General features: G+C 68.8%; 12 protein-coding genes. 7 read left to right on the top strand and 5 right to left on the bottom strand.

Annotated features, from left to right (window positions below):
- Positions 1-36 precede the first annotated feature (36 nt).
- On the bottom strand, positions 37-456 hold the full coding sequence (locus TU34_RS02830) for a hypothetical protein (protein ID WP_045821332.1): 420 nt from the start codon (positions 454-456) through the stop codon (positions 37-39).
- Positions 453-1643, bottom strand: a complete 1191-nt coding sequence (locus TU34_RS02825; RefSeq protein ID WP_082079776.1) for a phosphatase PAP2 family protein — start codon at positions 1641-1643, stop codon at positions 453-455. Before TU34_RS02825 ends, TU34_RS02830 begins: the two co-directional genes overlap by 4 nt.
- A gap of 172 nt (positions 1644-1815) precedes the next feature.
- Here TU34_RS02825 and TU34_RS02820 point away from each other — a divergent pair, with 172 nt between their 5' ends.
- On the top strand, positions 1816-2754 hold the full coding sequence (locus TU34_RS02820; RefSeq protein WP_045821331.1) for an alpha/beta fold hydrolase: 939 nt from the start codon (positions 1816-1818) through the stop codon (positions 2752-2754).
- A gap of 10 nt (positions 2755-2764) precedes the next feature.
- Positions 2765-4363, top strand: coding sequence for a GMC family oxidoreductase (locus TU34_RS02815; RefSeq protein ID WP_045821330.1), 1599 nt, complete (start codon positions 2765-2767; stop codon positions 4361-4363).
- A gap of 1 nt (position 4364) precedes the next feature.
- Here the strand turns inward: TU34_RS02815 and TU34_RS02810 are convergent, their stop codons facing one another.
- Entirely contained in the window at positions 4365-5768 is a 1404-nt protein-coding gene (locus TU34_RS02810; protein ID WP_045821329.1) for a WS/DGAT/MGAT family O-acyltransferase, read from the bottom strand.
- Between the two features lie 85 nt (positions 5769-5853).
- Here TU34_RS02810 and TU34_RS02805 point away from each other — a divergent pair, with 85 nt between their 5' ends.
- The 4 genes from TU34_RS02805 (at position 5854) to TU34_RS02790 (ending at position 9958) form a co-directional block, all read left to right on the top strand.
- Entirely contained in the window at positions 5854-6633 is a 780-nt protein-coding gene (locus tag TU34_RS02805; RefSeq protein WP_045821328.1) for a deoxyribonuclease IV, read from the top strand.
- Positions 6634-6833: 200 nt separating this feature from the next.
- Positions 6834-8666, top strand: coding sequence for an acyl-CoA dehydrogenase (locus TU34_RS02800; protein ID WP_045821327.1), 1833 nt, complete (start codon positions 6834-6836; stop codon positions 8664-8666).
- A gap of 125 nt (positions 8667-8791) precedes the next feature.
- Complete coding sequence (locus tag TU34_RS24535; protein ID WP_045821326.1) at positions 8792-9046, top strand: TetR/AcrR family transcriptional regulator C-terminal ligand-binding domain-containing protein; 255 nt, start codon at positions 8792-8794, stop codon at positions 9044-9046.
- Positions 9047-9061: 15 nt separating this feature from the next.
- Complete coding sequence (locus TU34_RS02790; RefSeq protein WP_045821325.1) at positions 9062-9958, top strand: LysR family transcriptional regulator; 897 nt, start codon at positions 9062-9064, stop codon at positions 9956-9958.
- A gap of 18 nt (positions 9959-9976) precedes the next feature.
- Here TU34_RS02790 and TU34_RS02785 read toward each other — a convergent pair whose 3' ends face one another.
- A complete protein-coding gene (locus TU34_RS02785; protein WP_045821324.1) occupies positions 9977-11065 on the bottom strand; it encodes an alcohol dehydrogenase catalytic domain-containing protein in 1089 nt (362 codons plus the stop codon).
- Between the two features lie 217 nt (positions 11066-11282).
- On the opposite strand from TU34_RS02785, the gene TU34_RS02780 reads away from it, so the two are divergent.
- Complete coding sequence (locus tag TU34_RS02780) at positions 11283-12065, top strand: alpha/beta fold hydrolase (protein WP_045821379.1); 783 nt, start codon at positions 11283-11285, stop codon at positions 12063-12065.
- 13 nt (positions 12066-12078) lie between these two features.
- On the opposite strand, the gene TU34_RS02775 is transcribed toward TU34_RS02780, so the two are convergent.
- Positions 12079-12855, bottom strand: coding sequence for an SDR family NAD(P)-dependent oxidoreductase (locus tag TU34_RS02775; protein ID WP_045821323.1), 777 nt, complete (start codon positions 12853-12855; stop codon positions 12079-12081).
- Positions 12856-12879: the final 24 nt, after the last annotated feature.

The following is a 12879-nucleotide window of genomic DNA, read 5'->3' as shown; positions in this document are numbered from 1 at the left end:
TGTGTGCTGAATCGGACCGGGCGGGGCGCGGTCGTGTCAGCGGACGATCACCGAGAGTTCGAGATGGCCGGGGATGGCCCAGGGCGGTGCGCGGCCCAATACCGACGGACGGCGTCGGATCCACACGCCCGACAGACGCGCGAGCGGCGCGATCAGGGTGACGGCCCCGAGGATCACGATGAGGTCGATGACCTCGCCGCGCAGGAACACACATCCGTGGTCGTGACCGGTGCAGTCGAGCGTGGAGGCGCCGACACGTTCGATGTGGTCGGTCGACGGCGTCATGACGGCGTGGTGCCCGGTCATCGGAGACGCCACCGATCCGGCTGCGGTGTGCCGGTCGCCGTGTGCGGTGCCACCGCAGAGCACGAGGATGTGCATCACCGCGACGGCGAGTGCGAGACCGAGGGCGGCCGCGACGATGCGGCGACGCGGGATCCCTCGGGCGCGACTCACGGTGTCGAGGATACCCCCGGGGCGTATGCGGGGGTCGTCTCGCGACCCGACCGCCGACGGATCCAGAGGCGTTGCGCGCCGATGACGCAGGCGGCGAGAGCCCACCCGAGCAGGATGTCGAAGACGTAGTGCTCACCGGTGTAGACGAGGGTGAACGCCATCACCAGCGCATATCCGACGAAGAGTGATCGGCCGAGCGCGCGCACCCGCGGCCACATGAACAGGGCCAACAGCATCGTCAGTCCGGCGTGCAGCGACGGGATCGCGGCGACGAGGTTGGCCTTCGACTGCCCGACGGTGAGCAACGTCGACGCGGCCCGCACATTGAGGACGTCCCAACCGCGCGCGGAGATGCGCTCCACGTAGGGCGCGGCACCCGGGTCCGACGGCGACACCGGGCCCAGGAGTCCCCCGGAGGCGGGCGGGATCTCGGAGTACATGCACGGCGGATCCCGCGGACTGTCGACGACCTGCGCGGCCGTGCAGCGCGCCGCGGCCCACGGCGGGGCACCGGGCACGAGCGTGTAGCCGACCAGGGCGAGGAACGTGGTGGCGACGAACGCGACCGCATACCGACGCCATGCGGTGCGATCACGCAGCCACAGCACCCCGGCGACCACGTAGGGCACCACGAAGTACGAGACGTAGACGATGCTGGTGATCACCTCCCACCACGGGGGCGACGCGTCCTTGATGTGCGACTGCAACCACACGGTGGGGTTCACGCCGAAGAGGAAGTGGTCCACATCGGGCGCGAGGTGCCAGTGCGTCGGCATCCCCATCCACTGCGCGACGTTGCGCGTGAGGTCGTAGAGCAGCAGCACACCGGCGAACGGCAACCAGTCGATGATGACGGTGATGACGCGACGACGGCCGATGCTCGCCGCGGCCAGACCCAGGCACATCCACAGGATCAGCCGGGTGCGGTCGAACGCCAGGCCCTGTTCGGTGAACTGCCACACCATGACCGCGAACCACACCGCGACCGCCGTCCACCGGTAGAAGCGCAGATCGCGGAATCGCGACGGGGTGCGTGTGTCGTCGAGCCCAGAGGTGTCCGGCCCAGAGGTGTCGGGCGGGGTGGTGAGGTCGGCCGACGGGGGCCGGGGCGGCTCGGACTGTTCTGCGCGGCCCGCCTCGGAAATCGTCAACCGGTCACCCTCCGCCGCAGTTCGCCGGGCGTTCATCGACCGGAAACCTCAGTTTGTCTGAGTTTGGTCGCCCCGTCACCTCGACTCGACGAAAATTCATCTTCGGCCTGCCGCCACCGGCCCGTGCGGTGGCGCGCGCAGCGTCACCGCACCGGGGGTCGATCGCTACCATCGGATCGATGAGCCATCGACGGGAACCGGGCATCCGATGGCGGTGACGATCGTGGACCGCCTCGCCGGCGGGGTGAGCCGCTTCTTCCGTACCCACCCCACCGCCGACGTGCCGACTGGCACGATGGTGCAGCTCGGCGACCGCGGCGCCACCTACGTCACCGACTCGGCGCGCATCGCCTCGGGTGGAATCGACGCGGCCGAGGCCGCGAAACCGCCGATCATCCTGTTGCACGCGGTCGTCACGACCGGCCTGTTGTCCTGGTACTCGGTGATCGACGACCTGCGCGCGGACTTCCGCGTCATCACGATGGATCAGCGCTGGCACGGTCGGGGGATCCGGTCGCCCCGCTTCACGCTCGACGACTGCGCCGACGACGTCGTCGCCCTCGCCGACGCCCTGGGGATCGACCGGTTCTTGGCGGCGGGGTTCTCGATGGGCGGCGGCACCGCCCAGCTGACGTGGCGGCGCCACCACGACCGGGTGTCGGGGCTCGTACTCGCCTCGACCGGACCGTATTTCGGTTCCTCGACCACCGGGCGCCCCCGTATCGACGCGATCACCCGGTTCGCCGCCCAGCGTTTCGCGACACCGGTCCCCGGCCTGGGGCCGCACGCCCTCGACGAACGCGGCCTGTCCGACGGCGCGTGGGCACTCCGCCAGGTCCGGTCGACGCGGTTGTCGCACATGGGCGAGATCGGTTACGCCCTCGGCCAGTTCGACTCGCGGCCGTGGCTCGGCGAGATCGACGTGCCGACCGCGGTGTGCGTCACCACGCGCGATCGGGTGATCCCGATCGCGCGCCAACAGCTGCTCGTCGACGGGATCCCCGGCGCGCGGCGGTTCGATGTCGCTGCCGGACACGCCTGTTGCGTACTGCAGTCGGAGATCTTCACCCCGGTGTTCGTCGAGGCGTGCGGCTGGGTCTGCACCCAGACCCCGGAATCGACCTCCCGCAGCAGCGCGCGTCCATAGGATCGACGTCATGGACGACTCCGCGGTGCCCGGCAGCGACTACGTCATCGTGGGGGCCGGGTCCTCCGGGGCGGTGATCGCCGCCCGCCTCACCGAGAACCCCGACACCCACGTCACCCTGCTCGAGGCCGGCGGCCCCGACAAGGACAAGTTCATCCACATCCCCGCCGCGTTCGCGCAGCTCTTCGGCTCCGAGGTGGACTGGAACTACTTCACCGCCGACCAGCCCGAACTCAAACAGCGCCAGATCTTCTGGCCTCGCGGCAAGACCCTGGGAGGGTCGAGTTCGCTCAACGCGATGATGTGGGTCCGCGGCTTCGCCGCCGACTACGAGGCGTGGGCCGCGGCCGCCGGCGACCAGTGGTCGTACTCCGAGGCCGTGAAGTGGTACCGGCGCATCGAGAACACCCCGTGGTCGACCGACCCCGACCACGGGCGCGGCGGACCGATGGAGATCTCCCGCCAGCGCAGCCCGAGTCCGCTCAACGACCTGTGCATGGCCGCGGCCGCGCGGCTCGGCTATCAACAGGCGCCGCCGAACGTCGCCACCCCCGACGGGTTCACCGAGACCGTGGTGACCCAGCGTCGCGGGGCGCGGGAGAGCACCGCCGACGCCTACCTGCGCGAGGCGATGAAGCGCCCCAACCTCACGGTGCTCACCGGCGCCCACGCCACCCGCGTGGTGTTCGAGGGAACCCGCGCGGTCGGGGTGGAGTTCGTGGAGGAGCGCACCACCCGCATGGTCACCGCGAAGCGCGAGGTCATCCTGTCCGGTGGTGCGGTCAACTCCCCTGCCCTGCTGATGCATTCGGGGATCGGCGACGCCGAACACCTGCGTGGCCACGGCATCGACGTCCTCGTCGACCGACCCGACGTCGGATCGAAGATGCTCGATCACCTGGCCGCGGGCATCACCCGCACCACCGACGAACCGACGCTGTACCGGGCGACGAAACCGAAGTCGCTCATCAACTACCTCGCCCGCCGCAAGGGGATGCTCACCTCGAACGTCGCCGAGACCTACGGCTTCCTGCAGACCGGTCTCGACGATTCCGGCCTCGCCGACATCGAGATCCTCTTCGTGCCCGCACCGTTCCTCGGTCAGGGACTCGTCGCGCCCGAGGAGGACGGCATCACGATCGCGGCGGTGCTGCTGCAGCCGCGCAGCGCCGGCACCGTGCGTCTGGCCTCGGCCGATCCGCTCGCCGCACCGATCATCGACCCGCGCTATCTCACCGATCCCGATGGGCACGACCGCGCGACGCTGGCCGCCGGCGTCGAGATCTGCGCGAAGCTCTTCGAGACCGCACCGCTGTCGAACGTCGTCGGGAACCGTTACCTGCGACCGGCTCTCGACGGCAACCCCTCGCTCGGCGAACTCGTCGACGCGGCGATCAACCTCGACACCCAGACGCTGTACCACCCGGTGGGCACCTGCCGGATGGGCACCGACGACGACTCCGTCGTCGATCCCGATCTGCGCGTGCGCGGCGTGCAGGGCCTGCGGGTCGCCGACGCGTCTGTGATGCCGGTGATCATCCGCGGGCACACGAACGCTCCGGCGATCATGATCGGCGAGAAGGCCGCCGAGCTGCTCGCTCAGGCGTGAGTCACGACGTGCATTCGGCGAGAAGTGCTTTCACGTCGTTCTCCATCGCGCGCATGAGGGGCCACGCGTCGGGCATCTGCTCCTTGCAGGCGATGGCGCCGAAGTTCATCTGACCGTCGCACGACATGACGGTGACGTTGAGCCCCATCCCGTGGGCGACGGGACCGAGCGGGAACAGCGCCCGGATCCGGGACCCCAGGAAGTAGAGCGGGAACGACGGGCCCGGCACGTTCGAGATGATGACGTTCACCACCGCCGGATGACGGTCGGCGAGGCGGTAGTTCGAGTACAACCGCGTCAACGCGCCCATCGTCATCGGCGGGATGAGCTGGGCCCACCCCCGCAGCAAGGATGCGTCGAGCGCATTGTGGTGCGACTTCGCCGTCGTGGACAGCTCCCGCATGGCCTCGATCCGCGCGACGGGATCGTCGACGTCGGTCGGCAGCGTCATCATCATCGCGGTCACCTGGTTGGTCCCCGCCACCACGAGCCGGTCGTCCTCCTCGCCGTGGGTCGACACCGGGACCGCGGCGATGAGCGGCCGGTCGGGCAGGTCGTCGGTGTCGGCCAGATACTTCCGCAGGCCACCGGCGACCACGGCCATCACCACGTCGTTGATGGTGACGTCGAAGTGGTTCTTGATCGTCTTGATGTCGTCGAGCGAGATCTGGGTGAACCCGATCGAGCGGTGCGGGGTGATGGTGCCGTTGAACGCGACGCGCGGGGCGCTGAACGGCGCCGGCATGGCCTCGTGCGACCGGGACCGACTCGCCCACTGGAACGGGACCCGCACGGTCTGGGGCAGCATCCGCGCGATCGAGATGGGGCGGCGGACGGCGAAGTTGACCAGACCGTCGGCCACCAGTGCCGGCAGTGACGCGCCGCCGGCCGAGGTGCCCACCTTCGCCTCGTCGAGGTCGGGGTCCTCGGGGGTCAGCGAGCACAGCTGCGCGAGGAGGTCGGCGGCCGAGACACCGTCGACGCCCGCGTGGTGCATGCGCAGCATGATCGCGATGTTGCCGTGGGGACGCCCCTCGATCACCCACAGCTCCCACAGCGGTTTGCTGCGATCGAGCGGGACCCCGGCGATGTGGGCACAGAACTCGGCGAGTTCGGTGTCGCCGCCGGAGTCCGGCAGGGCGACCCGGTGCACGTGCCGCTCGATGTCGAACGCGCGGTCCTCGATCCACACCGGGTGGTCGAGGTTGAACAGGGAGTCGTGCAGCTTGCGGCGGAAGGTCGGCATCGCGGTGATGCGACGGTCCATCTCCCGCAGCATGCGGTCGAACGACCACCCGCCGGGGACGGTCGAGGGGTCGATCTCGATCAGCCCCACCACCTGCATGAGCATCGAGCGCGTCTCCAGATAGAGGAACGACGCATCCAAACCACTCAGTCGTTCCATCGCCCGACCATCCTCTCGCCCGCCACCGCGCCCACGTGCACTCCGCCGGGTGTCTCCACTCTGGACTACTCCTATCGTGGGAGTCATGCGATTGGGAGCACACGTACGCACCGACACCGACCCGATCGGGACCGCCGAGGACATGGGCGCCGATCTGCTGCAGATGTTCGTCACCGATCCGCAGGACCGGAAGATGCCGAAGCCGGAACCGCACCCCGACACCGACCGCATCCGGTCGTCACCGATCGACGTCGTCGTGCACTCCTCGTACATCATCAACGTCGCCAGCCTGAACAACCGGCTACGGATGCCGTCGCGCAAGGCGGTCGAGCTCCAGGCCGCCGCGGCCGCCGACCTCGGCGCCATCGGCCTCGTGGTCCACGGCGGCCACCTCGGTGACGGCGAGGACGACGCTGAGGGATTCGCCAACTGGCGCAAGCTGTTCGAGCGTCAGGCCGACAAGGGCGGGTTCGCGGTGCCCATCTTCATCGAGAACACCGCCGGTGGAGACCACGCCATGGCCCGCACGCTGGGCTCGATCGAGCGGCTGTGGGACGCCGTCGGCGACTTCGACCAGGCGGGCTTCTGCCTCGACACCTGCCACGCATGGGCCGGCGGCGAGGATCTCGTGGGCCTCGTGGAGCGGATTCGCGACATCACCGGCCGCATCGACCTGGTGCACCTGAACAACTCGCGCGACGAGTTCGACTCCGGCCGCGACCGGCACGCCAACCTCACCGACGGGCACATCGGCTCGGAGGTCCTCGTGGAGGTCGCCCGCGCGGCCGCGGCGCCGGTCATCCTCGAGACGCCCGCCGAGGGCGTGGCCGATGACCTGGCCTTTCTCCGCGAACAGTTGGCCTGACCCCAACCTTGTCCACGGGCGACGGCAGCTCACATGGGAGCGCCCGGGGGATGTTGGACACATCGGTCACAAGGGAGTTGGCAGGCGCCGGGTCCGGTTGTATATTTGGCGTTATTACTCGCGGGTAACCTACCGATCGCTCGCTTGTAGACGCCTAGTTCGCGCGTCGACCCAGCCCCGTAGAACGAAGGAATTCCCTGATGGGCCATTACAAGAGCAACCTGCGAGACCTGGAGTTCAACCTCTTCGAGCTGTTCAAGCTCGACGAGGTCCTCGCCAGCGGCGACTTCGGTGACCTGGACCGCGAGACCGCGATCGACATGCTCAAAGAGGTCCGGACCCTCGCCGAGGGACCGATCGCCGAGTCGTTCGTCGATTCCGACCGCAACCCGCCGGTCTTCGACCCCGAGAACCACACCGTCACGCTGCCCGAGGCCTTCAAGAAGTCCTACAAGGCGTTCATGGACGCCGGGTGGGACAAGGTCGGCATCACCGAGGAGCTGGGCGGCATGCCCGCCCCGCGCACCCTGTTCTGGGCCATCAGCGAGATGATCCTCGGCGCCAACCCCGCACTGTTCATGTACGGCGCCGGCACCGGTTTCTCGGAGATCCTCTGGAACAACGGCACCGACGAGCAGAAGAAGTGGGCCGAGATCTGCGCCGAGCGCGGCTGGGGCGCCACCATGGTCCTCACCGAGCCCGACGCCGGCTCCGACGTGGGCGCCGCCCGCACCAAGGCCGTACAGCAGGACGACGGCTCGTGGCACATCGACGGCGTGAAGCGCTTCATCACCTCGGCCGATCAGGACATGACCGAGAACATCTTCCACCTCGTGCTGGCCCGCCCCGAGGGCGCACGCCCCGGCACCAAGGGACTGTCGCTGTTCTTCCTCCCCAAGTACCACTTCGACTTCGAGACCGGTGAGCTGGGCGAACGCAACGGTGTCTTCGTCACCAACGTCGAGCACAAGATGGGCCTGAAGGTCTCGGCCACCTGTGAGGTCACCTTCGGCCAGCACGGCATCCCGGCCAAGGGCTGGCTCGTCGGCGAGGTCCACGACGGCATCGCGCAGATGTTCGACGTCATCGAGCACGCTCGGATGATGGTGGGCACCAAGGCCATCGCGACCCTGTCGGCCGGTTATCTGACCGCCCTCGACTACGCCAAGCAGCGCGTCCAGGGTGCCGACATGACGCAGATGACCGACAAGGCCGCACCGCGCGTCACCATCACCCACCACCCCGACGTGCGTCGCGCACTGCTCACCCAGAAGGCGTACGCCGAGGGCCTGCGCGCGATCTACCTCTACACCGCATCGCACCAGGATCCGTCGTCGGCGCAGATCGTCTCCGGCGCCGACAAGGACATGGCGTTCCGCGTCAACGACCTGCTGCTCCCGATCGTCAAGGGTGTCGGCTCCGAGCGCGCCTACGGCACGCTGACCGAGTCACTGCAGACCCTCGGTGGATCCGGCTTCCTGCAGGACTACCCGATCGAGCAGTACATCCGTGACTCGAAGATCGACACCCTGTACGAGGGCACCACGGCGATCCAGGCGCAGGACTTCTTCTTCCGGAAGATCATCCGCGACAAGGGTCAGGCGCTCGCGCACGTGGCCGGCCAGATCAGCTCGTTCATCGACTCCGAGGCCGGCAACGGTCGCCTCAAGGGCGAGCGCGCGCTGCTGAAGACGGCCCTCGACGACGTGCAGGGCATGGCCGCCACCCTCACCGGCTTCCTCATGGGAGCCCAGGAGGACGCCACCCAGCTCTACAAGGTGGGCCTCGGCTCGGTGCGGTTCCTCATGTCGGTCGGCGACCTCATGATCGGCTGGTTGCTCCTGCGCCAGGCCGAGGTCGCGCTCACCGCGCTCGACAACGGCGCCACCGGTGCCGACAAGTCGTTCTACGAGGGCAAGATCGCGGTCGCCTCGTTCTTCGCGAAGAACATGCTCCCCCAGCTGACCTCCACCAAGGCCATCATCGACAACATCGACAACGATCCGATGGAGCTCGACGAAGCCGCGTTCTGATCTGACACACCTCGCGTCAGGCGCAGCTTCGTGAGCTCGGACCCGATGGAGCTCGACGAAGCCGCGTTCTGATCTGACACACCACGCACAGCGGGCCCGGTCCTCATGGACCGGGCCCGCTGTCGTTGTATCGGGCGTCGACGCGCGCCCACCGTTCGCACGCGCGCCCCGCACGCCGCGCGTTCGCACGGGCCACGCGCGTTCAGTGGGCCGACATCGAACTCGCCATGGACCTGCTGGCCGGGCCCGTCTACTGGCGGTCCGCGGTGCGCGCGCAGCCGGTGGATGCCGCCTACCTGGACTCGGTCAGCGATGCGATCGTCGCGATCGTGACCTCCGGCAGCCACAGAGATGACGAAATCGACGCGCGCGCTCGCTGACTATCATCGATCGTCATGGACATCTCGATCTCGGGCCTGCGGGTACTCCGCGAGGTCGCCGAGCGGGGCACCTTCACCGCCGCGGCGCAGGCCCTCGGTTACACCCAGTCCGGGATCTCCCGTCAGGTCGCCGCAGTGGAGAAGGCGGCGCGCACCCGGTTGTTCGACCGCGTGCCCGGCGGAGTGGTCCTGACGCCGGCCGGCTCGCGTCTGCTGCCCCACGCGGCGCGGGTTCTCGACGAGATCGACGCGGCCGAGCGCACTCTGAGTGGGCCGTCGACGACCGGCCCCGCGATTCGTCTCGGCATGTTCCTCAGTGCGGGAGCGGTTCTCGTACCGCGAGCCCTCGCCGCACTGGGCCGCCTTCGTCCCGATCTCGTGGTCACGACGCGTGAGGGGTCGTCGCCCGCGCTCGTGCGCGCGATCCGGGCCGGTTCCCTCGACGCCGTGATCGTGACATCGCGTCCACCGCACCGTCCGCTCGACTCCGAGTCACCCGATCTGGCCGTCACGACCATCGCCGAGGTCACCCTCATGGTCGCGGTCGCGGCCTCGGGGCCGCTGGGCGACCGTGAATCCGTCACCCGCGCCGAGCTGATGGATCAGCGGTGGATCGTCGCGCCGTCGCGCACCGAGGAACCCCTGCTCGGGGCGTGGCCGGCGCTACCGGGGAAGCCACACGTGGCGCACGTGGCCCGCGACTGGATGACCAAGTCGAGCCTCGTCGCGGCGGGGCTCGGGGTGACGACCGTGGCATCGAACATGGCCGACGTCCTGCCCGCAGGCGTCCGACTGCTCCGGGTGGACGACGGACCCACCGAATCTCGTCGTGTCGTCCTCGCACGCCGGGGCAGCCGGGTCGATCCTGCGATCGCTGCGATTATCGATGCGCTCCGGGGCACCGCAGGCTGATGCGGGCAACGCGGTGCATCACCGATCATGCGGCGTGAGAACGGTTCTCGTGAACGGGCCACCGTGGCTGGCGGCGTGCGCGATGGCGTCGTTCGTGCGGCCCAACGGGAAAGTGTGGACAGCGTCTTGATCCAGGTCGAGTAGACCGGCCCTGGCCAGTTCGATCAGGCGACCGTTCGCCTCACGCGGATACATCCACTGCCCGCGGACGGTCACCGAGTTCCGCATGAGCCAGGGGTAGGGCAGCGCGAGATCGGCACCGCCGAGCATTCCCACCCCGCCCATCAGGACGACGCGGCCGTACTCGCGGACCGTCATCGCCGCGGTGCGGACCACGCCCGCATCGACGGCAGGCGGAAGGATGTCGAGCACCACGTCGAGGGGACCGCCCCCGGCGGTGATCATCGCGGACCGGTCACGCTCGGCCTCACCGGTCAGGGCCACGGTGCGAACGCGGTCGCCGAGACGCACACGAAGGTCGTCGAGGACCCGCCGATCGCGCCCCACGGCCACCACCCGACTCGCCCCCATCGCGAGCCCGACCGCGACCGCTGCGCTGCCGAAGTTCCCCGTCGCACCACTGACCAGCAACGACTCGCCCGCCCGGACGTCGGCGGCGAGCAGGCCGCCGTACGGCACGAGGTAGACCCCCAGCGCCGACCACCGCGCCGCGTCCGCCTCGTCGACGTCCCCCAGGGGGTACACGCACTCGGTGGGCACCGACATCCGCTCGGCGAACGACCCGTCGTGGAAATGGCGCGACAACCGCAGACCACCGTCGCCCCGCGAACTCCATCCCTGCAGCGTGATGTCCGGCGTGTTCGCGTCGTCCCGCGAACGGACCGTCGCGTCACACCACACGAGGTCTCCCGGGGTCAGACGTGTCGCGTCGGGTCCCGTCGTCACCACCCGCGCGATCCCGCCAAGGCCCGGGATGACCGGGGTCTCCAACGGGTAGCGTCGCTCTCCCCCGAACACCTCGGACGCGTACGGCAGGACGCACGTGGCCAGGACGTCGACGACCACCTCGCCGGCACGCACACCCGGATCGGGTACCTCACGGACATCCAGCGGTGTGCCGAATTCATCCAGTACTGCGGCCAACATGGCAGTCCTCCTCTCGTGAAACCCTTCCTCTCCCACACGCTAACGACACCGGTGGCATGCGAAAAGCGACAGCGCTGCATACCCGCCATGAGATGGACGCATGATGGGCCGAGAAGTATCCGTGCGCAGCCGGTAGCGTCGAGGACACAGCCCTTTGGTGACGCACCAGTCGTCGCACCGGGATCTCCCATCAGAAGGGTCGTGCGCCATGTCAGGCGTGGCACTCCATTTCGATCGCCGCGGTAGCGGCACCCCACTGCTCCTGGTCCATGGCCTGGGCGCGAGCTGGGAGTCGTGGTCACCGATCCTCGATCAACTCGCGCAGCACCGCGACGTCATCAGCGTCGACCTCCCGGGATTCGGCGAGACCCCGCCACTCCCGGGTGAGGTGACGATCGCGTCGCTCACCGATGCGGTCTCGGATTTCATCGACACCCACGATCTGGCGGGCATCGACACGGTCGGCAGCTCGATGGGCGCACGTATGGTTCTCGAGCTCGCGCGACGTGGCGTCGGCGGCGACACCGTCGCGTTGGGTCCCGGCGGCTTCTGGAGCCCCGGCGAACTCCGCTTCTTCAGCACAGCCCTCAAGGCGTCGTTGCCGCTGGTCCTCGGGTTGCAGCCGGTGATGCCGGCGCTCACCGGCAACCCCGTCGGACGCACGGCGTTGCTGACGCAGTTCTCGGCGGCGCCGTGGAAACTGCCCGCGTCGGTGGCGCTGCACGAGATGCGCAGCTTCAAGAAGGCGACGTCGCTGCGCGAGGCGCTCGACGCTCTGGTCGACGGTCCGCTGCAGGAGGGCGCACCGGAGGGGACGACGCCGGGCCGGGTCACCATCGGTTGGGGCCGACAGGACCGCGTGACGCTGCCCAAGCAGGCCGCACGGGCGCACGCCGCGTTCCCCGGGTCGGAGCTGCACTGGTTCGACAAGTGCGGCCACTTCCCGATGTGGGATCAGCCGGCGCAGACCGTGGAACTCATCCTCGGCCGCACCGGCTGATCCATCGCGAGATCTACTTCGGGGGCATCCGGATGCCGCCGTCGACGCGGACGACCTCGGCGTTCATGTACGAGTTGGTGATCAGCTCGATGACCATCGACGCCAGCTCGTCGGGCTGTCCGAGACGGTTCGGGAACAGGACGCTCTGCCCGAGATGGGCCTTGAACTTCTCGGAGTCCTCGCCCTCGCCGTAGATCGGGGTGTCGATGAGACCCGGGGCCACGGTGTTGACGCGGATCTTGGCGGCCGCGAGGTCGCGGGCGACGGGCAGGGTCATGCCCACGACACCGCCCTTCGACGACGAGTACGCGACCTGCCCGATCTGGCCGTCGAACGCCGCGACGCTGGCCATCGAGACGATGGCGCCCTTCTCACCGGTGGCGGTCTCCTCGCCGCGGCTCATCGCGGTGGCGGCCAGACGGATGCAGTCGAAGGTGCCGATCAGGTTGATCGCGATGACTTTCTTGTAGTTGTCGAGGTTGAACGCCGAGTCGTACTCACCGTCGCGCCCGATGGTGCGCTGCGCCGAACCGATGCCCGCCGAGTTGACCAGCGCACGCAGGGGTCCCAGCTCGAGCGACTTGTCGACCGCGGCCTTGATCTGCTCGGTGTCGGTGACGTCGACGCTCACGAAGACGCCGCCGATCTCCTTGGCGAGGGCCTCGCCCTTCTCCGCCTGTAGGTCGGCGACGACGACGTGGGCGCCCTTCGCGGCGAGCTGCCGCGCGGCGGCCGCTCCGATGCCCGAGGCACCACCGGTGACGATTGCACTTGCTCCAGAGATATCCATGAACGCAGCCTACGAGCACCGTGC

It is taken from the genome of Williamsia herbipolensis, assembly GCF_000964005.1.
GTDB classification, from domain to species: domain Bacteria; phylum Actinomycetota; class Actinomycetes; order Mycobacteriales; family Mycobacteriaceae; genus Williamsia_A; species Williamsia_A herbipolensis.
This window is presented reverse-complemented; position numbering and strand designations above follow the sequence as displayed.